Origin of the sequence: Frigoribacterium sp. CFBP 8766 (genome assembly GCF_014841435.1) — a bacterium.
Taxonomy (GTDB): domain Bacteria; phylum Actinomycetota; class Actinomycetes; order Actinomycetales; family Microbacteriaceae; genus Frigoribacterium.
Map to the genome: position 1 here is coordinate 39,380 of NZ_JACYTX010000006.1, position 20,711 is coordinate 60,090.

Annotated in this window: 22 protein-coding genes and 1 tRNA gene; 14 read left to right on the forward strand and 9 right to left on the reverse strand. The window is 73.7% G+C overall.

The window, feature by feature from the left end; translation table 11 throughout:
• The first annotated feature begins 58 nt into the window (after nt 1–58).
• Nucleotides 59–2,290 (forward strand): heavy metal translocating P-type ATPase, encoded by a 2,232-nt coding sequence (locus IFT90_RS14440; protein ID WP_192042921.1) that lies wholly within the window; start codon nt 59–61, stop codon nt 2,288–2,290.
• Nucleotides 2,291–2,531: 241 nt separating this feature from the next.
• A complete protein-coding gene (locus IFT90_RS14445; RefSeq protein ID WP_192042922.1) occupies nt 2,532–3,395 on the forward strand; it encodes a tryptophan-rich sensory protein in 864 nt (287 codons plus the stop codon).
• A 104-nt stretch (nt 3,396–3,499) separates the two neighbouring features.
• On the opposite strand, the gene IFT90_RS14450 is transcribed toward IFT90_RS14445, so the two are convergent.
• Nucleotides 3,500–4,537, reverse strand: a complete 1,038-nt coding sequence (locus IFT90_RS14450; RefSeq protein ID WP_192042923.1) for an aldo/keto reductase — start codon at nt 4,535–4,537, stop codon at nt 3,500–3,502.
• A gap of 225 nt (nt 4,538–4,762) precedes the next feature.
• On the opposite strand from IFT90_RS14450, the gene IFT90_RS14455 reads away from it, so the two are divergent.
• Both IFT90_RS14455 and aroC read left to right on the forward strand, forming a co-directional pair.
• Nucleotides 4,763–5,782 carry a helix-turn-helix transcriptional regulator gene (locus tag IFT90_RS14455; protein ID WP_192042924.1) on the forward strand — a complete coding sequence of 340 codons (1,020 nt, stop codon included), beginning with the start codon at nt 4,763–4,765 and terminating at the stop codon, nt 5,780–5,782.
• A gap of 311 nt (nt 5,783–6,093) precedes the next feature.
• Complete coding sequence (gene aroC / locus IFT90_RS14460) at nt 6,094–7,179, forward strand: chorismate synthase (protein WP_192042925.1); 1,086 nt, start codon at nt 6,094–6,096, stop codon at nt 7,177–7,179.
• A gap of 68 nt (nt 7,180–7,247) precedes the next feature.
• Here the strand turns inward: aroC and dcd are convergent, their stop codons facing one another.
• Together dcd and IFT90_RS14470 are read right to left on the reverse strand one after the other, a co-directional pair.
• Nucleotides 7,248–7,835 carry a dCTP deaminase gene (gene dcd / locus IFT90_RS14465; RefSeq protein ID WP_192042926.1) on the reverse strand — a complete coding sequence of 196 codons (588 nt, stop codon included), beginning with the start codon at nt 7,833–7,835 and terminating at the stop codon, nt 7,248–7,250.
• Nucleotides 7,836–7,844: 9 nt separating this feature from the next.
• Complete coding sequence (locus tag IFT90_RS14470) at nt 7,845–8,582, reverse strand: FadR/GntR family transcriptional regulator (RefSeq protein ID WP_244638795.1); 738 nt, start codon at nt 8,580–8,582, stop codon at nt 7,845–7,847.
• Between the two features lie 154 nt (nt 8,583–8,736).
• Here IFT90_RS14470 and IFT90_RS14475 point away from each other — a divergent pair, with 154 nt between their 5' ends.
• From IFT90_RS14475 to IFT90_RS14490, 4 genes are all read left to right on the forward strand, one after another.
• Entirely contained in the window at nt 8,737–10,128 is a 1,392-nt protein-coding gene (locus tag IFT90_RS14475) for a GntP family permease (RefSeq protein WP_192042928.1), read from the forward strand.
• Nucleotides 10,129–10,157: 29 nt separating this feature from the next.
• Nucleotides 10,158–10,928, forward strand: coding sequence for an SDR family oxidoreductase (locus IFT90_RS14480; protein ID WP_192042929.1), 771 nt, complete (start codon nt 10,158–10,160; stop codon nt 10,926–10,928).
• A 54-nt stretch (nt 10,929–10,982) separates the two neighbouring features.
• A complete protein-coding gene (locus tag IFT90_RS14485) occupies nt 10,983–12,002 on the forward strand; it encodes a zinc-binding dehydrogenase (RefSeq protein ID WP_192042930.1) in 1,020 nt (339 codons plus the stop codon).
• A 69-nt stretch (nt 12,003–12,071) separates the two neighbouring features.
• Entirely contained in the window at nt 12,072–13,052 is a 981-nt protein-coding gene (locus IFT90_RS14490; RefSeq protein ID WP_192042931.1) for an NAD(P)H-quinone oxidoreductase, read from the forward strand.
• 104 nt (nt 13,053–13,156) lie between these two features.
• On the opposite strand, the gene IFT90_RS14495 is transcribed toward IFT90_RS14490, so the two are convergent.
• Complete coding sequence (locus tag IFT90_RS14495; RefSeq protein ID WP_192042932.1) at nt 13,157–13,609, reverse strand: Asp23/Gls24 family envelope stress response protein; 453 nt, start codon at nt 13,607–13,609, stop codon at nt 13,157–13,159.
• Between the two features lie 128 nt (nt 13,610–13,737).
• Between IFT90_RS14495 and IFT90_RS14500 the strand changes: the two genes are divergently transcribed.
• Genes IFT90_RS14500 through IFT90_RS14510 form a run of 3 tightly spaced genes read left to right on the forward strand, consistent with a single transcriptional unit; the run spans nt 13,738 to nt 15,394 of the window.
• Nucleotides 13,738–14,295, forward strand: coding sequence for an RNA polymerase sigma factor (locus IFT90_RS14500; RefSeq protein ID WP_192042933.1), 558 nt, complete (start codon nt 13,738–13,740; stop codon nt 14,293–14,295).
• Nucleotides 14,292–14,924 (forward strand): Asp23/Gls24 family envelope stress response protein, encoded by a 633-nt coding sequence (locus tag IFT90_RS14505; protein ID WP_192042934.1) that lies wholly within the window; start codon nt 14,292–14,294, stop codon nt 14,922–14,924. Before IFT90_RS14500 ends, IFT90_RS14505 begins: the two co-directional genes overlap by 4 nt.
• Nucleotides 14,924–15,394 carry a hypothetical protein gene (locus IFT90_RS14510; RefSeq protein ID WP_192042935.1) on the forward strand — a complete coding sequence of 157 codons (471 nt, stop codon included), beginning with the start codon at nt 14,924–14,926 and terminating at the stop codon, nt 15,392–15,394. The genes IFT90_RS14505 and IFT90_RS14510 overlap by 1 nt, the downstream gene beginning before the upstream one ends.
• Before the next feature lie 115 nt (nt 15,395–15,509).
• Here the strand turns inward: IFT90_RS14510 and IFT90_RS14515 are convergent, their stop codons facing one another.
• From IFT90_RS14515 to IFT90_RS14530, 4 genes are all read right to left on the reverse strand, one after another.
• A complete protein-coding gene (locus IFT90_RS14515) occupies nt 15,510–16,415 on the reverse strand; it encodes an NAD(P)-dependent oxidoreductase (RefSeq protein WP_192042936.1) in 906 nt (301 codons plus the stop codon).
• Nucleotides 16,416–16,703: 288 nt separating this feature from the next.
• Nucleotides 16,704–16,877 carry a CsbD family protein gene (locus tag IFT90_RS14520; RefSeq protein WP_123548416.1) on the reverse strand — a complete coding sequence of 58 codons (174 nt, stop codon included), beginning with the start codon at nt 16,875–16,877 and terminating at the stop codon, nt 16,704–16,706.
• A 167-nt stretch (nt 16,878–17,044) separates the two neighbouring features.
• The gene (locus tag IFT90_RS14525; protein ID WP_192042937.1) at nt 17,045–18,049 is read right to left on the reverse strand and encodes an aldo/keto reductase family protein; all 1,005 of its coding nucleotides are present in this window, start codon (nt 18,047–18,049) and stop codon (nt 17,045–17,047) included.
• 273 nt (nt 18,050–18,322) lie between these two features.
• On the reverse strand, nt 18,323–18,475 hold the full coding sequence (locus tag IFT90_RS14530; protein ID WP_158614689.1) for a hypothetical protein: 153 nt from the start codon (nt 18,473–18,475) through the stop codon (nt 18,323–18,325).
• 242 nt (nt 18,476–18,717) lie between these two features.
• On the opposite strand from IFT90_RS14530, the gene IFT90_RS14535 reads away from it, so the two are divergent.
• Nucleotides 18,718–19,053 carry a PadR family transcriptional regulator gene (locus IFT90_RS14535; protein ID WP_192042938.1) on the forward strand — a complete coding sequence of 112 codons (336 nt, stop codon included), beginning with the start codon at nt 18,718–18,720 and terminating at the stop codon, nt 19,051–19,053.
• Entirely contained in the window at nt 19,046–19,618 is a 573-nt protein-coding gene (locus IFT90_RS14540; RefSeq protein WP_192042939.1) for a hypothetical protein, read from the forward strand. Before IFT90_RS14535 ends, IFT90_RS14540 begins: the two co-directional genes overlap by 8 nt.
• 254 nt (nt 19,619–19,872) lie before the next feature.
• Here IFT90_RS14540 and IFT90_RS14545 read toward each other — a convergent pair whose 3' ends face one another.
• Entirely contained in the window at nt 19,873–20,352 is a 480-nt protein-coding gene (locus IFT90_RS14545; RefSeq protein WP_192042940.1) for a hypothetical protein, read from the reverse strand.
• Between the two features lie 150 nt (nt 20,353–20,502).
• On the opposite strand from IFT90_RS14545, the gene IFT90_RS14550 reads away from it, so the two are divergent.
• Nucleotides 20,503–20,576 (forward strand) — tRNA-Gly (locus tag IFT90_RS14550).
• Nucleotides 20,577–20,711 lie beyond the last annotated feature (135 nt).

Below are 20,711 nucleotides of genomic sequence, written 5' to 3' on the forward strand. Positions count from 1 at the left end.
AGGAGGCGGTCGCCTCGAGACCTGGACGTCCCGTTCGATACCCCCCTAGGGTATGGGGATGAGCACCCCGCACGACCACCACGCCCCCGTCGACGACGAGCAGGTCGGCGCCGACCACTCCGGACTCGCGACGGCCGACCACGGCCAGGCGGCCGCGGGCGGCGGCACGGGGCACGACGCGCACGCGGGCCACGACGCGCACGCCGGCCACGACGCGCACGCAGGGCACGACGCGCACGCGGGCCACCACGGTCACGGAGGCCATGGCGACCACGCCGCGCAGTTCCGCGACAAGTTCTGGGTCAGCCTCGTCGTCGCCGTGCCGGTGGTCGCCTTCAGCTCGATGTTCGCCGGGCTGCTCGGCTACGACGTCCCGTCGTTCCCCGGCTCCGAGTGGATCTCGCCGGTGCTCGGCACGTTCCTCTTCGCGTGGGGCGGCTGGCCGTTCCTCAGCGGAGGCGTCGCGGAGGCCCGGGCGAAGCAGCCGGGCATGATGCTCCTCATCGCGATGGCCATCACCGTCGCGTTCGTCGCGAGCTGGGCGACGACGCTCGGCATCGGCGGCCTCGACCTCGACTTCTGGTGGGAGCTCGCGCTCCTCGTCGTCATCATGCTGCTCGGGCACTGGATCGAGATGCGGGCCCTGGGCGCCGCCTCCGGCGCCCTCGACGCGCTCGCCGCGCTGCTGCCCGACACGGCCGACCGCGTCGACGGCGGCTCCGGCGGCTCCGGCGCGGACGCAGGCGCAGGCCCCGGCTCCGGCGCGACGACCGAGGTGGCCCTCGCCGACCTCGTCGCGGGCGACGTCGTGCTCGTGCGCTCGGGCGCCCGTGTGCCCGCCGACGGCGTCGTCGTCGACGGCTCCGCCGAGATGGACGAGTCGATGGTCACGGGCGAGTCCCGGACCGTCGCGCGCGGCGGGGGCGACCGCGTCGTCGCCGGCACCGTCGCGACCGACGGCGCCCTGAGGGTCCGGGTCACCGCGGTCGGCGACGACACGGCCCTCGCGGGCATCCGGCGGCTCGTCGCCGAGGCCCAGGCCTCGTCGTCGCGCGCCCAGGCGCTCGCCGACCGCGCCGCCGCCCTGCTCTTCTGGTTCGCCTCGGGTGCCGGGGTGGTCACCTTCGTCGTGTGGCTCCTCCTCGGCGACCTCGACCAGGCGATCACGCGCACCGTGACCGTGCTCGTCATCGCCTGCCCGCACGCCCTCGGGCTCGCCATCCCGCTCGTGATCGCGATCTCGACCGAGCGCGCCGCCCGGGCGGGCGTCCTCGTCAAGGACCGCCTCGCCCTCGAGCGCATGCGCACGGTCGACACCGTGCTGTTCGACAAGACCGGCACCCTCACGAAGGGCGAGCCCGGCGTGACGGACGTGGCCACCGCCTCCTCGTCCGGGGGGCTGACGGCCGACGAGGCCCTGCGCCTCGCCGCGGCCGCCGAGCGCGACAGCGAGCACCCGGTCGCCCGGGCGCTGGTGCGTGCCGCGTCGGCGGCGACCGAGGCTGCCCCGCAGGAGGCGCGGGTCGAGTCGTTCCGCTCGCTGACCGGCAGCGGCGTCTCGGCCCGGGTCGACGGGGTCGACGTCGCGGTCGGAGGCCCCGGGCTGCTCCGCGACCTGGCGCTCGAGGCGCCTGCCGACCTCGCGGCCGCGACCGAGCCGTGGCGCGGTGACGGCGCGGCCGTGCTGTGGCTCGTGCGCTCGGGCAGCGTCGTGGCGGCCTTCGCGCTGCGCGACGAGGTCCGGCCCGAGTCGGCCGAGGCGGTGCGCCGGCTGCACGGCGCCGGGGTGCGCGTCGCGATGGTGACGGGCGACGCGCGGCAGGTCGCGGACTCGGTCGCGCGCGAGCTCGGCATCGACGAGGTCTTCGCCGAGGTGCGCCCGGACGAGAAGGACGCCCGCGTCGCCGAGCTGCAGCAGCGCGGCCAGCGCGTGGCGATGGTGGGCGACGGCGTCAACGACGCCCCCGCGCTGGCCCGGGCCGACGTGGGGATCGCGATCGGCGCGGGCACCGACGTCGCGGTCGAGTCCGCCGGCGTCGTGCTGGCCTCGAGCGATCCGCGTGCCGTGCTCTCGGTCATCTCGTTGTCCCGGGTCGGCTACCGCAAGATGATCCAGAACCTGGTCTGGGGCGCGGGCTACAACGTGCTCTCGGTGCCGCTGGCCGCGGGCGTGCTCGCGCCGGTCGGCTTCGTGCTGTCGCCGGCCGCCGGAGCCGTGCTCATGAGCCTGTCGACGGTGATCGTCGCCCTGAACGCGCAGCTCCTCCGCCGCTGGCGCCCCGCCGCCTGAGCGCAGCGCCTCCTCGTCCCCCCTGAGCGCACTTCCGCGCCTCCTCGCTCCGTGTGACCCGCAGATGCCGACCGAGGTCGCTCCAAAAGTGGAGAATCCGGGGGTTGTGAGGCCGTTCGCGCGTTCACGGTCGGCATCTGCGGCGACGAGGATTCCGGGAGGGGCGGGCGCAGGAGGGGCGGGCTGGGAGATCGCTGATGATTCAGCTGCTAAGAGATCGGGCGGGGATAGCGTCGGCGGCATGAGCACAGCAGCGACCCGTCCCGCCTCCGCCACCGCACCTCCCGCGTCCGTCGACGTCGTCCGTCAGGTCGTCGTCGTGGTGGGCGCCGTGCTCGCGATCGTCCTGGCCGCGATCGGCTCGGGGGCCTTCGGCGGCACCTCCGTGTCGGGAGCCTCGGGCGGCGCGCTCAGCGCCGACGCGACGCCGATCGCCCCGGCGACGACGGCCTTCTCGATCTGGTCGGTGATCTACGCCGGCCTCGTCGCCTACGCCGTCTACCAGGCGCTGCCCGGCCAGCGGGCCGTCGACCGTCACCGCCGCCTCGGCTACTGGGTCGCCGCCTCCATGCTGCTCAACGCGGGCTGGCTGTTCGCCGCCGTGCAGCTCGGCCAGGTCTGGCTCAGCGTCGTCGTGATCGTCGCGCTGCTCGCCGTGCTGGTCCGGATCTTCCTGCTCGTCGTGCACACGCCCACCCGCAGCCGGGTCGACGCGGTCGTCACCGACGGGACGATGGGCCTCTACCTCGGCTGGGTGTCGGTCGCGACGGCCGCCAACATCGCCGCGGCCCTCGTCGAGTCCGGCTTCGGCGGGTTCGGGCTGCCGAGCGGGCTCTGGTCGACGCTCGTCCTCGCGGTCGCCGGGCTCTCGGGCGTCGCGGTCGCCGTCGTCGGACGGGGTCGCATCGCCCCGATGCTCTCGCTGGTCTGGGGCCTGGCGTGGGTCGCCGTCGGGCGGTTCTCGGGGCAGCCGCTCGACATCGCTGCGGGAGTCACCGCGCTGGTCGCCGCCGCCGTCGTGCTGGTCGTCGTGCTCGTGCTGCGGGTGCGCGCCGACCGGAGCGGCTCGGCCCTCGCTCCCGGGGAGCCGACGCGCGCCTCCTAGAGGCCCTGTCCCTCCGCCAGGACGACGAACCGACGTGGTCTCCCCCGTCGGTTCGTCGTTCTCGCGTCGCTCAGGCGCCAGCGCGGGTCACGCGGCTCAGCGGCTCAGCGGCCGCCGGTCAGCTTGCGGTCGCGCTGCGCGACGCCGGCGGTCCCGTACGGGTAGTCGTCGACGCGCGGGCTGCTCGACGCGTCGAGGCGGGCCAGCTCGTCGTCGGTGAGCAGCTTCGCGAGGTCGGAGGCGCCGAGGTTGTCGTCGAGCTGCGCGACCGTGCGCGCGCCCAGGATGACCGAGGTCACGGCCGGCTGCCGCAGCAGCCACGCGAGCGACACCTGCGACGAGGAGGCGCCGTGCGCGTCCGCGACGGAGGCGACGGCCTCGATGGCCGACCAGGTCCGCTCGTCGCCGTTGCGCGCCTCCCACGCCTCCATGCCGCGCCCCGGGTCCTCGCCCAGGCGGGTCGCGCCGGTGGGCGCCTCGTCGCGACGGTACTTGCCGCTCAGCCAGCCGCCGGCGAGGGGCGACCACGGCAGCAGGCCGATGCCGGCGTCGAGCGACGCGGGGACGATCTCGTGCTCGATGTCGCGGACGAGCAGGTTGTACTGCGGCTGGAGCGTGACGGGGGGCGCGAAGCCGAGCGCCTGCGCCCGGGCGACGGCCTTCGTGAGCTGCCAGCCGAGGTAGTTCGAGAAGCCGTAGTAGCCGATCTTGCCCGCGGTGATCGCGTCGTCGAGGAACCGCAGCGTCTCGTCGATCGGGGTGAAGGAGTCCCAGGCGTGCATCTGGTAGAGGTCGACGTGCTCCACGCCGAGCCGGCTGAGCGACGCGTCGAGCGCCGTCGCGAGGTGCCGGCGCGAGAGGCCGACGTCGTTGGGTCCGTCCCCCATCGGGAACCGTCCCTTCGTCGCGAGCACGACCTGGGCCGCCTCCGTGGGGTGCGCGGCGAGCCAGCGCCCGATGATCTCCTCCGAGGTCCCCGCCGAGTACACGTCGGCGGTGTCGACGAGCGTGCCGCCGGCCGCGACGAACGCGTCGAGGATCTGGTGAGAGGTGGTCTCGTCGGCTTCTGCGCCGAACGTCATGGTGCCCAGTGTCAGCTCCGACACGGAGGCACCGCTGTTCCCGAGGGTCCTGTAGTCCATGCCCCGACGCTACGCCGCGAGCTCGGGGCCGTGCCCGAGGAGGCGTCGGCCCGGCACCCGGGAGACGCTCGATACCAGGCGGTCGGGTGAGAGTCGCCCGAGACGAGCCTGCGAGGTAGCATCGCGGCATCGGTGGATCAGGCCGATGCGTGCGAGGTGCGTCGACCACCGGCCTCGCCGCCCACGAGAGCACCTCGTGCTCCGCCGCACCGCCTGGAGGGGCGCATGGCCAGTCCTGCGACGCCCACGGCCTGGACCCGCGCGGGCTCCCGTCGCCCGGACTTCGACGACCCTCGGGTGCGCGGCGTCGAGACCTCGGACCCCGCGGTCGCGCACTCCATCATCAGCCGCATCTACCGTCTCCGCGACCTCACTCCCGAGGCCGGCCACGACTTCAGCTTCGGCCGGGTCGTCACCGGCGACGACCGGTTCGCGATGGGCCAGATCCACTACAGGGGACAGCTGCACGCCGTCAGCGAGCCGCTGCCCGAGTTCTTCTGCATCAGCCGCGTCCTGGGCGGCCGCTACGGCCTCGCGGACGGCAGGGCCGACCTGCGGGCACAGACGGGCGACCGCTTCGTGTTCCCCAGCGACCGCGTCAAGGAGCACCGCTGGGACGACATGCACCTCGGCCAGGTGATGCTCGACCGGGCCGCGGTGGAGCGCGAGCTCGCCGGCCTGTCGCTCACGACGCCGCCGGAGGGGCTGCAGACCCTCGCGATGGAGCCCGTCTCCGAGGCCCTGGGCGAGCACTGGGGCAGCACGACCCGGCACGTGCTCGACGGGGTGCTCTCGAACGACGCCGCGATGGCGAGCCCGCTGGTGCGGTCGGCCGCGTTCCGCTCGCTCGTGACGGCGTTCGTCGAGGCCTACGACACGAACGTGGTGGGGACGGGCCGGTCCTCCGACGCGCGTGCCCTGCCGTCCACCGTCCGTCGAGCGCTCGCCTTCGTCGAGGAGCACGCGCACGACGACATCGGGATCGTCGAGATCGCGGAGGCGGCCCGCCTGACCCCGAGAGGGCTGCAGCTGGCGTTCCGTCGCCACCTCGACACGACCCCGATGGCGGCCCTGCGCGCGGCTCGCCTGCGCGGTGCGCATGCCGACCTCGTGCTCGGCGACCCCACGCTCGGGCACACCGTGGCCGGGATCGCGCTGAGCTGGGGCTTCGCCAACCCCGGGCGGTTCGCCGCGCTCTACTCGACGCAGTTCGGCCGGACTCCGCGCGAGACCCTCGAGTCCTGAGCCGCCGAGTCCTGAGGCCCGGTTCCCGGCCCCCTCTGCAGGAGGCGGCCGTCGCGATCCCGATCCGGCGCCTCCTTCGCTCCCTGTCCTCCTCCTTCGTTTCGTGACCACCTGGTGGTCAAGAGGGCCCGACACGACGCAGAATGAGAGTGCCTCGCGATTTGGGTTCAGGATCGCGAGTCGTCACGCGGCACGCTGAGGGACGTCGGGTCCCGTTCGCGGCTGCGAGGGGTGCGGGTGAGGGCGTCGGGTCCCCGCCCGCACCCCCTTCTCGTTCCGCCCTCCCTGCCCGCGGGCCGTAAGGTCGTCCCATGTCTGGCAGCACCTTCGGTGAACTCTTCCGCGTCACGAACTTCGGCGAGTCGCACGGCGTCGCCATCGGCTGCGTCATCGACGGGTGCCCTCCGGGCCTGTCCCTGAGCGAGGCCGACATCCAGGGGGAGCTCGACCGCCGCCGCCCGGGCACCTCGCGCCACGTCACGCAGCGCAGGGAGCCCGACGCCGTCGAGATCCTGTCCGGCGTCTACGAGGGGCAGACCACGGGCACGCCGATCGCCCTCATGATCCGGAACGTCGACCAGCGCAGCAAGGACTACGGCAACATCCTCGACACGTTCCGCCCCGGCCACGCCGACTACACGTACTGGCGCAAGTACGGCGTGCGCGATCCTCGTGGCGGCGGTCGCTCGTCCGCCCGGCTCACCGCGCCGATGGTCGCCGCGGGCGCCGTCGCGCGAAAGTGGCTGCAGGAGCAGGGCGGCATCTCGTTCACCGGCTGGATGAGCCAGCTCGACGACATCGCCGTCCCGTTCACCGACGAGTCGCAGATCTCGCAGAACCCGTTCTTCGCCCCCGACGCCGCGATCGTGCCGCGGCTCGAGGAGCGCATGGACGAGCTGCGCCGTGCCGGCGACTCGTGCGGCGCCCGCATCGACGTGGTCGCCCGCAACGTGCCCGCGGGCCTCGGCGAGCCCCTGTTCTCCAAGCTCGACGCGGACATCGCGGCCGCGATGATGGGCATCAACGCCGTCAAGGGCGTCGAGATCGGGGCGGGCTTCGACAGCGTCTCGCAGCGCGGCAGCGAGCACGGCGACGCCCTGACCGCCGACGGCTTCGAGACCAACGACGCGGGCGGCGTGCTCGGCGGGATCTCGACCGGGCAGGACCTGAGGGTCTCGGTCGCGATCAAGCCGACGAGCTCGATCCGGACGCCCCAGCGCTCGATCGACCGCGAGGGCAACGAGACGAGCGTCGAGACGTTCGGGCGGCACGACCCGTGCGTGGGCATCCGCGCGACGCCCATCGTGGAGGCGATGCTCGCCCTGGTCGTGATGGACCACGTGCTCGCGTTCCGGGCCCAGATCGGGCCCGTGCCCTTCACCCCTCCCGGGGCCTGATCGGCGCTGCTCGGCCGAGCGTCCTGCTCAGCCGAGCCGCGCCTCCTGCAGGGCTGAGCCCCCGGGGGTCAGCCGCGCGCGGACACGTCCGTGTGGACGAAGTTCGTGGCCGAGCGGCTCGCGGTCGGTCCGCGCTGGCCCTGGTACCGCGAGCCGTACTCGCCCGAGCCGTAGGGGTGGTCGGCCGGCGAGCTGAGGCGGAAGAAGCAGAGCTGCCCGATCTTCATGCCCGGCCAGAGCTTGATCGGCAGCGTCGCGACGTTCGAGAGCTCGAGGGTGACGTGTCCGGTGAAGCCGGGGTCGATGAAGCCGGCCGTGGAGTGCGTCAGCAGGCCGAGGCGGCCGAGTGAGCTCTTGCCCTCGAGGCGGGCGGCGACGTCGTCGGGCAGCGTGACGCGCTCGTACGTGCTGCCGAGGACGAACTCGCCCGGGTGCAGGATGAACGGCTCGTCGGCGGGCGTCTCGACCAGGCGCGTCAGCTCGGGCTGCTCGGCGGCAGGGTCGATGAACGGGTACTTGTGGTTGTCGAACAGCCGGAACAGGCGGTCGAGCCGCACGTCGATGCTCGACGGCTGGATCAGCGAGGAGTCGTAGGGGTCGAGGCCGATGCGCCCGGCGTCGAGCTCGAGCTTGATGTCGTGGTCGGAGAGCAGCACGCGGTCAGCCTAGTCAGCCGCCCCGTCCGCCTCGCTGCCCGGCGCCTCCTGCACCTCGTGGCTGACGATGGCGATGTGGGTGCGCACCTGGTGCTCGGCCGCGTCGCCGTCACCGTCGGCGACCGCGCGCGCGGCCGCGACGTGGGCGTCGAGGGTGCCCGGCCAGGGGACGGCCGGCGTGAGGCCGAGGTCGGCGCGCCCCTCCAGGATCTCGCGGACCGGGGCGGCGAGCTCGGCGTACAGGAGGTTGCCGCTGGCGGTGAGCAGCAGCGAGTGGAACGCGACGTCGACCGCGAGGTACTCGGACGAGTCGCCCCGCCCGGCCCGGCCGAGGTCGTCGAGCTCGGAGGCGAGGCGCACGAGGCCCGCCCGCTGGTCGTCGGTGGCGTTCCGGGCCGCGAGCCGGGCGGCGGCCGGCTCGAGCGCGGCGCGCAGCTCCATCAACTCGACGAGGTGTCGGTGCCGCAGCGGGCCGGCCAGGGTCCAGCGGATGAGCTGCGCGTCGAGCACCCGCCACGACGCGCGCGGCTGCACGGTCATCCCCACCCGTCGGCGCGACCGGATCAGGTCGAGCGACTCGAGGACGCGCACCGCCTCGCGCACGGCGGTCCGGGAGGCCCCGAACTCGAGCTCGAGCGCGGCGAGGGTGAGCACGGTGCCCGCGGGCAGGTCGCCCGAGGCGATGCGGCCGCCGAGGGCGTGCACGAGCCGGGCGTGCGTCCCCTCGGCCCCGGGGCGAGATGTCATGAGGGTCATCCTGTCGTAGGCCGAGAGCTCGGCACGACTTGAAAAGTACTACCTTTGATGGCACCCTGGCCTTCACCGCGGTCGCGCACCTCCTGTGCGCCTCGACCGCGGACTCGACGGGCGCAGCCCACGGTATTCAACGGAGAAGATCGACATGGACGACTGGACACAGACCCTGGGGGCGGCTCCGCTCCTCGCGATCGCCGCGGGGGCGATCGCCTTGATCCTGGTGCTCGTCATCAAGTTCAAGCTGCACGCGTTCCTCACCCTCGTCATCGTCGCGGCGCTCACGGCCCTCGCGACGGGCATCCCCACGGGCGCCATCGCCGACCTGCTCGTCACGAGCTTCGGCAGCACCCTCGGCTCCGTCGCGCTGCTCGTCGGGCTCGGGGCCATGCTCGGGCGGCTCGTCGAGTCGTCGGGCGGCGCCCGGGTGCTCGCCGACCGCATGGTCGACGTCTTCGGGGAGAAGCGCGCGCCCTTCGCCCTCGGCCTCGCGTCGCTGATCATGGGCTTCCCGATCTTCTTCGACGCCGGCCTGATCGTCATGCTGCCGATCGTCTTCGCCGTGGCCCGCCGCATGGGCGGCAAGTCGCTGCTGCTCTACGGCATCAGCTCCGCCGCGGCCTTCTCGGTCATGCACGTGTTCCTGCCGCCGCACCCCGGCCCGGTCTCGGCGACAGAGCTGCTCGGCGCCGACCTCGGCATCGTGCTCGTGGCCGGCCTCGTCATCGTGTTCCCCGTCTGGTACGTCTCCGGCTACCTGTGGGCCAAGTACGTCAACAAGCGCATCCCGCTGCCCGTGCTGTCCCTCTTCGGCAGCGAGAAGGACGACGTCCACGCCGCGAACCCGCCCAAGGCCGGCACGGTCATGGCCGTCCTCGCGGTCCCGCTCGTCCTGATCCTGCTGAACACCGGGCTCAGCTCGCTCGGCTCCGTGGGGGTCGTCGACCCCGACGCCACCTGGGTGCAGGCGCTCGTCCTGATCGGCACCAGCGGCATCGCGCTGCTCATCTCGGTGCTCGTCGCGGCCGTCGTCCTGGGCCGGGCCCGTGGCGTCGGCGGCAGCGCGCTCGAGAAGGTGCTCGACAGCGCGCTCGGCCCCATCTGCTCGGTCGTGCTCATCACCGGCGCCGGCGGCATGTTCGGCGGCGTCCTCCGCGCCTCGGGCATCGGCGATGCGCTCGCCGACGTGCTGGGCGACCTCGGGCTGCCCGTCATCGTGGCCGCGTGGATCATCGCCGCGATCCTCCGCCTCGCCCAGGGCTCGGCGACCGTGGCCCTCGTGACCGCCGCGGGCCTCGTGGCCCCGGCCGTCGCCCTGGCCGACCTCAACCCCGTCCAGCTGGCCGCCGTCGTGCTCGCCACGGCCGCGGGCTCGGTCTTCGCCGGCCACGTCAACGACTCGGGCTTCTGGCTCGTCGGCCGCCTGATGGGCATGGACGTGAAGACCACCCTGCGCGTGTGGACCGTGCAGCAGGGCGTCGAGTCCGTGCTCGGCTTCGCCGCGGCGCTGCTCGTCTTCGCCGTCGGCTCGCTGGTCTGACCGACCGCCCGGAACCACCAAGGAGAACCATGACCTCGTCCCTCTTCGACCTCACCGGCCGGCTCGCCCTCGTGACCGGCTCCTCCCGCGGACTCGGTCGCTCCTTCGCGCTGGCGCTGGCGGAGGCGGGGGCCCAGGTGGTCGTGCACGGCCGCGACGCCGGGGCGCTGCGCGAGACCCAGGACGCCCTCGAGGCGGCCACGGGGACCCGGCCCGCGACGACGGTCTTCGACGTCACCGACGCCGCGTCCGTCGAGGCGGCCGTCGGGGAGCTCGTGGCCGAGCACGGCGTGCCCGACGTCCTGGTCAACAACGCCGGCGTGCAGAAGCGCGCGCCGTTCACCGAGTTCCCCGTCGAGGACTGGGACGCCGTCGTCGCCACCAACCTGTCGAGCGTGTTCTACGTCTCGCGGTTCGTGGCGCCCGGCATGGTCGAGCGCGGCTCGGGCAAGATCGTCAACGTCGCGAGCGTGCAGTCGATGCTGGCGCGCGAGACCATCGCGCCGTACTCGGCGAGCAAGGGCGGGGTCGCCCAGCTCAGCCGCGGCATGGCGGCCGACGTGGCCCGGCACGGGGTCCAGGTGAACACCCTGTCGCCCGGCTACTTCGCGACCGAGATGAACACGGCTCTCTGGCAGGACGAGACCTTCGACTCCTGGCTGCGGCAGCGCACGCCGGCGCGTCGCTGGGGCCGCGTCGAGGAGCTCACGGGGACGCTGATCTACCTCGCGTCGAGCGCGAGCGACTTCGTCTCGGGGCAGAACATCTTCGTCGACGGCGGCATGACGAGCGTCGTCTGACGTGCGTCGTCCGACGAGCACGCAGGACCGGCCCGCCCACAGAGGAGAACGACCGTGAAGACCATCCAGATCGACTCCGCGACCGTCCTGACGGAGCGCGAGGTCCCGACGCCCGAGCCCGGAGAGGGCGAGGTGCGCATCCGCGTCGACTTCGTCGGCATCTGCGGCTCCGACCTGCACTACTACTTCGAGGGCGCCAACGGTGCCTTCGTCGTCGAGGAGCCCCTCGCCCCCGGCCACGAGCTGTCGGGACGCGTCGACCTCGACCCGAGCGGCGAGTGGGCACCCGGGACCCCCGTCACCGTGCACCCTGCCCGGTTCGGCACCCCGACCGAGGGCACCGAGGAGGCGCCGCACCTGTGGCCCGGCGGCTCCTACCTGGGCAGCGCCTCGACGCACCCGCACACGCAGGGCGCCCTCAGCGAGTACCTCGTGGTCGACGCGGGCATGCTGCGGGCGCTGCCCGCCACGCTGCCGCTCGAGCGCGCGGCCCTGGCCGAGCCCCTCGCCGTCGCCCTGCACGCGGTGAGCCGGGTCGGCGACGTCCGGGGCGCCCGGGTGCTCGTCTCCGGGGCCGGGCCGATCGGCCTGCTCGCCGCCGCCGCGGCCCGTGCCCGCGGCGCGGCGCGCGTGACCGTCGTCGACGTCCTGCCCGAGCCCCTGGCGCGGGCGCTCGCCGTGGGCGCCGACGAGGTCCTCCGCCTCGGGGAGGACGCCGTCCCCGCCGACTCGTTCGACGTCGTGCTCGAGTGCTCGGGCGCCGCGCCGGCCGTCAGCGCCGCCTTCGTCGCCGCCCGTCGCCTCGGCGTCGTCGCGCAGGTCGGGATGGTCCCCGACGTCGCCCGTCCGGTCAACCTCGCGCCCGCGATCTCGAAGGAGCTCACCGTGCTCGGCGTCTTCCGCTTCCGGGACGAGATCGACGAGGCCGTGCGGATGCTCGACGCCGACCCGTCGCTCGGCGCGGTGGTCACGCACGTCGTCGACAGCGCCGACGCGGTCCGGGCCTTCGACGTCGCCCGGGACTCGTCGGTCAGCGGCAAGGTGCTCGTCGCCGCCTGGCCCGACAGGCCGTAGGAGGCGCCGGCCGTTCCACGGGACAGGGCCGGCGAGCCTCGTCCCGCCCCGTGGGGGGAGGATGGGGGCATGCGCGCCGTCACCGTCCCCGTCCCCGGAGGGCCCTCCGCCCTCGTCGTCAGCGAAGTCCCCGAGCCCGTCGCCGGCCCTCACGAGGTCGTGATCGACGTCGCCGCGGCGGGTGTGAACCGCGCCGACGTCTCGCAGCGCGAGGGGCACTACCCGTCGCCGGCCGGGGCGCCCGCGTGGCCGGGGCTCGAGGTGAGCGGCACCGTCGTGAGCGTGGGCAGCGAGGTGACGAGCGCCTCCCTGGGCGACTACGTCCTGGCGCTGCTGTCCGGCGGCGGCTACGCCGACCGCGTGGCCGTCGACGAGGGCCTGCTGCTGCCCTACGCGAAGGGGCTCGACCTGGTCGAGGCGGCCGGGCTGCCCGAGGCGCTCGCGACCGTCTGGTCGAACGTCTTCATGTCGGCCGGGCTGCAGCCGGGCGAGACCCTGCTGGTGCACGGCGGGTCGAGCGGCGTCGGGTCGATCGCGATCCAGCTCGCCGCGGCCCTGGGCTCCACCGTCTACGCGACCGCCGGCTCGGCCGAGAAGACGGCGTTCTGCGAGCAGCTCGGCGCGGCCCGCGGCATCGACTACAAGCAGGAGGACTTCGTCGAGGTCGTCCGCGAGCTCACCGGGGGCCGCGGCGTCGACGTCGTGCTCGACCTCGTCGGCGGCGACTACCTGGCCCGCGACGTCGAGGCGGTGGCCCCCGGGGGCCGCGTCATGGTGATCGCGACGCAGGGCGGCACGTCCGCGACGATCGACGTGGGGCGCCTGATGGCCGCGCGCGCACGCATCTGGGGCACCACCCTGCGTGCCCGTCCGCTCCCGGAGCGCCGCGCGATCATGGCCGAGGTGCGCGAGCACGTGTGGCCGCTCGTCTCCGCCGGGACCGTGCGCCCGGTGCTCGACAGCGTCTACCCGCTCGAGTTCGCCGCGACCGCCCACAAGCGGATGGAGTCGGGGCAGCACCTCGGCAAGATCGTGCTCGCGGTGCGCTGAGGGCCGCGCGCCCGGCCGACACGTGAAGGAGGTGCGGTGCAGGCAGACCTGCACCGCACCTCCTCGACGTGGTCTCGTCGCCGGTGCGTCGGCGGCGCGTCGGCTCAGCGGACGCGGGCGTCCGACTGGTCGTCGTCCTCGTCGTCGTCGCCGGGGATGTGCACGTCGGCGACGGCCACGTTGACCTCGGCGACGTCCATGCCGACGAGCTGCTCGATGGCGGCCGCGACGGACTCGCGGACCTGGTCGGCGACCTGGCTGATGGCGACGGGGTACTCGACGACGATGGTGACGTCGGCCGCGACCTGGGTCTCGCCGACCTCGACGCGGACGCCCTGGCCGAGGTCCGTGCTGCCGACGACGTCGCGGAGGGCGCCGAACGCTCTTGCGGCACCGCCGCCGAGGGCGTGCACGCCGGGCACCTCACGGGCGGCGATGCCCGCGACCTTGGCGATCACGGCGTCCGCGACGACCGTTCGGCCGGGCGTCGTGCCGTCGGCCGGGAGGCCGTCCGGGGTCGTGACGGCGGCGGGGGAGGTCTGCGTGGTGTCGGCCATGATGGCTCCGTTCTGCGTGAGGCTGGTGTAGTCATGGATGAGACGCGTCCCGCGACACGATCGTCACGGAATCCGTCGAACTCGTCCCACCCACGCTCCTTCGAGAGCCGCCGCGCAGAGGAGGCAGCATGCCGATCGACCTCTCGGACGCCGCCGACGGCACGCTCGCGTCCCGTGCCGCGGAGGGCGACGAACGGGCCTTCGAGGTGCTGCTGCGGCGTCACCTCGGCCTGATGACGGCGTACGCGACGCGGCTCACCTCGTCCCGGGCCGACGCCTCCGACGCGGTGCAGGAGGCGTCGATCACCATCTGGCGTGAGCTGCCGGGCCTGCAGACCCCCGACGCCGTCCGCGGCTGGATGATGACGATCGTGTCGCGCAAGGCGTTCGACCTGATCCGTCGTCGCCGTCCCGCCGCCGACGTCGACGAGCTGGAGGTGCCCTCGACCGACGGCGCCCACGACGACCCCGAACGACGGGCGCAGTCGTCCGACGCGATGGTCGCGCTGCGCCAGGCGCTCGGCCGGCTGCCCGCCGCCCAGCGCCGCGTCTGGACCATGCGCGAGGTCGGCGGCGAGTCGTACGCTGACATCGCGGAGCGGACCGGCTCGTCCGTGACCGCCGTGAGGGGCCAGCTCGCCCGTGCCCGAGAGTCCCTGACCCGAGAGATGGAGGCCTGGCGATGAGCGACCCGACGCACGTCTCGCCTGCCGTGCAGCCCGCCGAGAGCCCTCGTGAGAGCTCGGAGCCGGACGGCGGCTCGGTCTCGACCGAGCGGCTCGCCGACTACCTCGACTCCGGCCGGGAGCCGTACGACCCGCTCATCGAGGACGACCCCGAGTGCCTCGCCCAGCTCGTCGCGCTCGAGCGGCTGCGGGCGCTGTCGTCCGAGCTCGTCGAGAGCGACGTCGAGACGGCTCCCGCGCCCGACCCGTCGTGGATCGCCGGCGTCATGGACCGCGTGCGTCTCGAGTCGCGCACCGGCCGCGACATCCCCCTGGCGTCGCCCGACCCGCGCAGCACGGTGCACATCACCGAGGGCGCCGTGCGCTCGCTCGTCCGCGAGGCCGGCGACTCGGTGCCCGGCGCCGTCGTGGTCTCGTGCGGGCTCGCGGGCGACGTGGGCATCGCGGACGCGCCGATCCGGGTCGACGTGGCGATCAGCGTCGTCTACGGCGCCGACCTGCGGAGCGTGGCCGACCTCGTCCGCGAGGCCGTGGCCCGGGCGCTCACCCGCCAGACCGAGATCGTCGTCGAGGCGCTCGACGTGACCGTGCGCGACGTGCACCTCGGTGCCCGAGAGGCAGGACTGTGATGGACGAGGCGACGAAGGACGACGCGACGACGGACGACGCGACGACCGTCGAGGAGGCGCCCGTCGCCTCCCCGGCACAGGCGCGGCTCGACGACCTCGCGCTCGAGCTCGGGGCACTCGCCGCGGAGACGGACGGCGTCGCCCGGGTGCAGGCCCGGCCCGGCGCCGTCGAGATCGCCCGCCAGGCGCTCGACGGACTCGCGGCGGCGGTCGCCAGCGTGACCGCGCGCGTGGGCACGGGTGCCGGCGCCTCCGAGTCCGCGCCGCCGCCCGCGGGGCGCTCGCAGCCCCTCGTGACGCTGGTCGTGACCGACGACGAGACCCGGGTCGTGCTCGACCTCGCCGTGGACGAGGCCGGCTCGGGGCCGGCCGTGGCCCGCGACGTCGCGGCGCGCCTCCTCGTGCACCTCGCGGAGCAGCAGCTGCCCGACCCCACGGTCGACGTGCGGATCGTGGGCGTCGCCTCCTAGCCTGCCGTCGGCCCGGCGGGGCGGGGCTCGAACGTCGGCACCCGCCGGACCCGCGCGGACCCTCGTGCGCGCCGAGGGGTGTGCGCGGGTCCCGAGGGTGTCGACGAGCCGGCTGTCAGCGGGTCATGCGGTCGAGCGAGAAGGCCGCCGAGGCGAACGGGCCGCCCTGCGGGCCGGCGACGGTGCCCGGGTCCGTCGGCGCGACGCCCTCGGCAGTCGGCTCGGGGAGGGGGCCTTCCGCCGCTACGGACGCGTCGTCCAGCGGGTGGTACCCCACGGCCTCGCCCGCCGCGAGGTCCCACCACCCCTCCGCGTTCGCCGACACCGCGTAGAACACGGCCTCGTGCACGTCTGTCGTCATGGCGGCGACGAAGGCGCGCACGGCGTCCGGGCGGCTGAGCCAGGTGTGCAGGTGCCGGGTGTCCTCCGGCGCCTCGCCCCAGCTGCCGATGCGGAGCGCGACCGTGCTCAGGCCGAACTTGTCGGAGTACAGGCGGCAGAGGGCCTCGCCGGCGACCTTCGAGACGCCGTAGAACCCGTCGGGGCGCGGCGTCATGCCGACGTCGACGTGCGTGTCGGTGTCGTACGAGCCGGTGAGCCGGTTGCTGCTCGCGAAGACCACGCGGCCGACGCCTGCCCGTCGCGCCGCCTCGAGCACGTGGTAGGTGCCGACCACGTTGACGGTCGCCAGGTCGTGGAAGTCGGCCTCGTCGCTGAGTCCGCCGAGGTGCACGACCCCGACGCAGCCCGTGAGGAGCTCGGTCAGGGCCTCCAGGTCGGCGACGTCGACGACCTCGCGGCGCTCGGCGGAGGAGGGGGACGCGGCGTCGGTCGCGAGTTCTGCGCCGGCTGCGCCGGTCGCGGTGACCGGCGGCACCTCGACGACGTCCGTCGAGACGAGCTCGACCCCGAGCTCGTGCAGCGCGGAGCGGAGGTGCACCCCGATCCGCCCGGCCGCGCCTGTCACGGCCCAGCGGGCTCCTCGGAGGCGGGCGGGGTCGGGCTCGGCGTGGTCGCTCATGCCCCCACCGTAGAGCCGACCCCCGACCCCGACCCCCGACCCCGAGCTCGGGCCGCACATGCCGACCGCAGGCGGGGATGCGCCCCCGCAACACAGGGATTTCCCGCTACAGCAGCTCGCGTGGTCGGCATTTGCAGGCACCACCGGCTGGAGGAGGCGCGATGGGCGGCCTGGGGGAGGGGACGGGGCGGGCGCGCACGGCGCCGACCCCGGACAGCAGTCGAGCCCGGCACCTGTGCAGGTGCCGGGCTCGGACCGGAGGGCGCGACGTGTCGACGCCCGGGTGGATCAGTGCTGGTCGCCGTCCTTGGCGCGCTCGGTGGCGAGACGGTCCTCGCTCATCGACTTGTCCTTCTGGCCCTGAGCGGTGAGCTCGGCGTCGTCGGTCTTCTTGCCGACGGCCTCCTCCACGTGTCCGGCTGCCTTCTGCACTGCGTCCTTGGCCTTGTCTCCGATGGACATGCGGTTCCTCCTCCTGCTGAGTCCCGGGATGTCCCGGCTGTGTCGTGGACGGTAGGCCCGCCCGGCAGCCCGCGACCGGCGTCCGGCAGATGTACAGGGAAGACACACGAGCCCAGGAGGCGCCACGCAGGCAACCCGGACCGGTCCCGTCACGCCGGCCCGGCGGCCTAGACCTCGCGGCCGGCGGGCATCTGCGTCTTGCGGGGGTCGGTCTCGGCGAGCCCCTCGAAGATCGACTCGATCTTCGCGAGCACGTCGGCCTCGAGCACGACGCCCGACGCCTTCGCGTTCGACTCGACCTGCTCCGGACGCGAGGCGCCGATGATCGCCGACGCGACGTTCTCGTTCGACAGCACCCAGGCCAGCGACAGCTGTGCCTGCGTGAGGCCGAGGTCGTCCGCGACGGGCTTGAGCTGCGCGACGGCGTCGAGCACGTCGTCGCCCATCCAGCGCTCGATCATCGCGGCGCCGCCCTTCTGGTCGGTGGCCCGGCTGCCCGAGGGCAGCTCGCCGCCCTTGGTGTACTTGCCGGTCAGCACGCCCTGCGCGACGGGGGACCAGACGATCTGCGAGATGCCCAGCTCCTTCGAGGTCGGGACCACCTCCTCCTCGATGACCCGCCAGAGCAGGGAGTACTCGGGCTGGTTCGAGACGAGCTGGATCTTCAGCTCACGGGCGAGCGCGTGCGCCTCGCGCAGCTGCTCGGCGTTCCACTCGGAGACGCCGATGTAGAGCACCTTGCCCTGGCGGACGAGGTCGGCGAACGTCTCCATCGTCTCCTCGAGGGGAGTCTCGACGTCGTAGCGGTGCGCCTGGTAGAGGTCGACGTAGTCCGTCTGGAGCCGCTGCAGCGAGCCGTTGATCGACTCGGTGATGTGCTTGCGGCTGAGGCCGGTGTCGTTGTGGCCCTTGGGGCCGGTCGGGCCGTAGACCTTGGTGAAGATCTCGACCGACTCGCGACGCTCGCCCTTCAGGGCCTCGCCGAGCACCACCTCCGCCTGGGTGTTCGCGTACACGTCGGCCGTGTCGAAGGTCGAGATGCCGACGTCGAGCGAGGCGCGGACGCACGCCGTCGCCGTGTCGTTCTCGACCTGCGAGCCGTGGGTGAGCCAGTTGCCGAACGTGAGCTCGGAGACCTTGAGTCCTGAGTTGCCGAGGTACCTGAATTCCATGGGGTTCTCCTTGTCGGGGGCGCTCCGCTGCGCACCGCCGTCGACGCTACGCCCCGGCGGCGTGAACGTTCACGCTCGGGGTACGGCGGCCTGGCGGCCTCGAGTGGTCAAGAAGTGTCCTTCCCGGCGCCAGGAGCGACAGGAGCTGACCACTCGACCCCCGCGTGCACGGGCAGGAGGCTGTCCGCCGGCGCGACGAGAGGCCCCGATCCGACCCCCGCAGGTGCGGGCAGGTCGATCCGGGGCCTCTCGAGGAGTCTTCTGGGTCGGGGCTCAGGCCTTGTCGGCGTCCGAGTCCTTGTCGTCGTCGACGAGGCCGTCCTTCGAGCCGTCGGCCAGCTGCTCGGTGTGCTCGGCCTGCTCATCGGTGACGTTCGTCGAGCCGTCGGGGGCGGTGTCCGGTGTGGTGTCGTCGTGATCGCTCATGCGGGCGACGATACGCCGCACCGCGCCGGGCAGCCCGGTGCACCGCAGTGCGAGAGGAACCGGCTCGGCGGACATCGGCTCCCTCCGGGTCTCAGCTCGCCGATCGGTGGACCACTCCCGGATCCGAGATCGACCACCGCACCGTACGGAGGAGGCGCGGTGCCGGTCGTCGAGGTCGAGGCGCCGCCGGTGTCCGCCCTCCGACCTTGACCTGTCTTGCACCGCAAGGTAGCTTGTGACGCATGACAGCGGACGTGGGCGCGCAGCTGCGCAAGGGCGTCGTCGAGTACTGCGTCCTCGGGCTGCTCGACCGCGAGCCGATGTACGGCTGGCAGCTCTCCGAGCAGCTCGTCCAGGCTGGGCTCGTCGCCAGCATCGGGACGCTCTACCCCGTGCTCGGCCGTCTCCGGGCCCAGGGCCTCGCCACCGCCTTCGATCAGCCCTCGGCCACCGGCCCCGTCCGCAAGTACTACCGGCTCACCCCGCTCGGCCGGGCCCAGCTGACCGCCTTCCGCCTCCAGTGGGGGCCCTTCACCGCGTCGGTGCACCAACTCATCGGAGAGGACACCCATGACTGACACCACCCCCGAGGTCACCACCGCGTATCTCGCCCGGCTCGACTCCGAGCTCGACCAGCTCCCGGCAGACCTGCACCGCGACATCGTCGCCGGCGTCGAGGAGGAGCTGCAGGGCCTCGACGCCGAGTCGGCCGCTGCCCGCATCGAGCAGCTCGGCGACCCCGCGTTCATCGCCGCGGAGGCGCGCGCCGGGTCCGCGACGGAGGCGCGCGCCGAGTCGCCTACCGGAGCTCCCCTCGGGGCCCCGGACGCGCCTCCCCCCGGCCGGGCGTTCTCGATCACCGCCGCTGTCGTCCTGATCGCCGGCTCGCTCCTGGTGCCGGTCGTCGGCGCCCTCGTCGGCCTCCTCTTCGTCAGCCAGGCCCAGGCCTGGACGCGACGGGAGAAGGCCGCGGTCTGGCTTGCGTCCGTCGGCGTCGCGCTCCTCGCCCTCGCGGCGGCGGCCCTGATGTCCTCGTCGGGTGTCGGCGGCGGCCACCTCGCGCTCCTGGTCGGCTACCTCGTCATCCCCGTCGTGGGCATCGTGCTCGCCGTCCGGGCGCACCGTCGCGGCTGGCGCGCCTGACCGATCCCCAGGCCGAAGGCTCGCGCCGGCGCGCACGACCGTCGGCGCGAGCGACAGTCGGTGTGCGCACCCGCCGGCGGGGGCACTCGCTGGCTCGCGCGACCGTCGGCCGACGCACCCGCCGACTCGCGCACCCGCCGGCCCGCGCCTCCTGCGCTCGCCCCCTGCGCACCACACCCCCTACGGTGCACCGCACCCCTGATCTCAGGGGTGCGGTGCACCCGAGGGGGTGCGCCAGGTCGGGCGGCCGCGGGCTAGCGCGCGGTCTCGCCCGCGTCCGCGATGCAGCTGAGCGCCTGCTGGCCGGCGTCGGACTGCTCGGCCGACGAGTCGGAGGAGACGGGCCAGGTCGACGACGACTGCGCGTCCTCGTTGACCGACTCGAAGGTGCCGTCGAACTCGTCGGACTCGACGTCGCCGGTCGTGGTCCAGAGGCCGACCGTGTCGCTCAGCACGTTGTTCTCGCCGACGGGGGCGGCGACGTACCAGGTGCCGTCGTCCTCGCGGGCGTAGGCGAGCAGCACGTCGTCGTCGACCTCGTCGCCGAGGGCGTTCAGCGCGCTGTCGAGCACGCGACTGCAGTCGACCTGGTTCGACTGGGCGGGGCTGGTCGCCGTCTTCTCGCTGCCGGGCACGTCGCCGGCCGGGTCGGTGACCTGGGCGCCGCCGGTGCAGCCCGTCAGCGGCAGCAGCATGAGGGCGGCGAGGGGCAGCAGCGTCTTCTTCGTGATCATGGGGCGACCGTACGGCGGTGGCGCGCGGGCCGTCCGCATCCACAGGAGATCGTGCCCTGCGAGCACGGCCGACGCTCTTGCCCGGTGCCGCGGACGACCCGAGGAGGCGCGGGTCGGTATAGTAGGAGACACCTGCCTCAGAGCGGGTTCGCGAGTGTAGTTCAATGGTAGAACTCCAGCTTCCCAAGCTGGTAGCGCGGGTTCGATTCCCGTCACTCGCTCCACTTCCCCGTCGACGCGCCGTCGTCGCCGTCTCCGTCGCCGTCTCCCGTGTGACCGGGGCCCCTACCGCGACGTCGGCGGTCTCCCATAGGTTCGAGCCAGGCCGTCGGCGTCCCCGGACGACGCGGCCGCAGCTG

Bases quoted from the DNA above. Each gene is read 5' to 3' on its own strand.
- IFT90_RS14490 (WP_192042931.1), top strand. From the start codon at position 12,072: ATGCGCGCCGTCACCGTCCCCGTCCCCGGAGGGCCCTCCGCCCTCGTC.
- IFT90_RS14535 (WP_192042938.1), top strand. From the start codon at position 18,718: ATGACAGCGGACGTGGGCGCGCAGCTGCGCAAGGGCGTCGTCGAGTAC.
- IFT90_RS14440 (WP_192042921.1), top strand. From the start codon at position 59: ATGAGCACCCCGCACGACCACCACGCCCCCGTCGACGACGAGCAGGTC.
- IFT90_RS14495 (WP_192042932.1), bottom strand. From the start codon at position 13,609: ATGGCCGACACCACGCAGACCTCCCCCGCCGCCGTCACGACCCCGGAC.
- IFT90_RS14450 (WP_192042923.1), bottom strand. From the start codon at position 4,537: ATGGACTACAGGACCCTCGGGAACAGCGGTGCCTCCGTGTCGGAGCTG.
- IFT90_RS14540 (WP_192042939.1), top strand. From the start codon at position 19,046: ATGACTGACACCACCCCCGAGGTCACCACCGCGTATCTCGCCCGGCTC.
- IFT90_RS14455 (WP_192042924.1), top strand. From the start codon at position 4,763: ATGGCCAGTCCTGCGACGCCCACGGCCTGGACCCGCGCGGGCTCCCGT.
- IFT90_RS14475 (WP_192042928.1), top strand. From the start codon at position 8,737: ATGGACGACTGGACACAGACCCTGGGGGCGGCTCCGCTCCTCGCGATC.
- IFT90_RS14545 (WP_192042940.1), bottom strand. From the start codon at position 20,352: ATGATCACGAAGAAGACGCTGCTGCCCCTCGCCGCCCTCATGCTGCTG.
- aroC (WP_192042925.1), top strand. From the start codon at position 6,094: ATGTCTGGCAGCACCTTCGGTGAACTCTTCCGCGTCACGAACTTCGGC.
- IFT90_RS14500 (WP_192042933.1), top strand. From the start codon at position 13,738: ATGCCGATCGACCTCTCGGACGCCGCCGACGGCACGCTCGCGTCCCGT.
- IFT90_RS14525 (WP_192042937.1), bottom strand. From the start codon at position 18,049: ATGGAATTCAGGTACCTCGGCAACTCAGGACTCAAGGTCTCCGAGCTC.
- IFT90_RS14505 (WP_192042934.1), top strand. From the start codon at position 14,292: ATGAGCGACCCGACGCACGTCTCGCCTGCCGTGCAGCCCGCCGAGAGC.
- IFT90_RS14480 (WP_192042929.1), top strand. From the start codon at position 10,158: ATGACCTCGTCCCTCTTCGACCTCACCGGCCGGCTCGCCCTCGTGACC.
- IFT90_RS14510 (WP_192042935.1), top strand. From the start codon at position 14,924: ATGGACGAGGCGACGAAGGACGACGCGACGACGGACGACGCGACGACC.
- IFT90_RS14530 (WP_158614689.1), bottom strand. From the start codon at position 18,475: ATGAGCGATCACGACGACACCACACCGGACACCGCCCCCGACGGCTCG.
- IFT90_RS14445 (WP_192042922.1), top strand. From the start codon at position 2,532: ATGAGCACAGCAGCGACCCGTCCCGCCTCCGCCACCGCACCTCCCGCG.
- IFT90_RS14470 (WP_244638795.1), bottom strand. From the start codon at position 8,582: ATGACATCTCGCCCCGGGGCCGAGGGGACGCACGCCCGGCTCGTGCAC.
- IFT90_RS14520 (WP_123548416.1), bottom strand. From the start codon at position 16,877: ATGTCCATCGGAGACAAGGCCAAGGACGCAGTGCAGAAGGCAGCCGGA.
- IFT90_RS14515 (WP_192042936.1), bottom strand. From the start codon at position 16,415: ATGAGCGACCACGCCGAGCCCGACCCCGCCCGCCTCCGAGGAGCCCGC.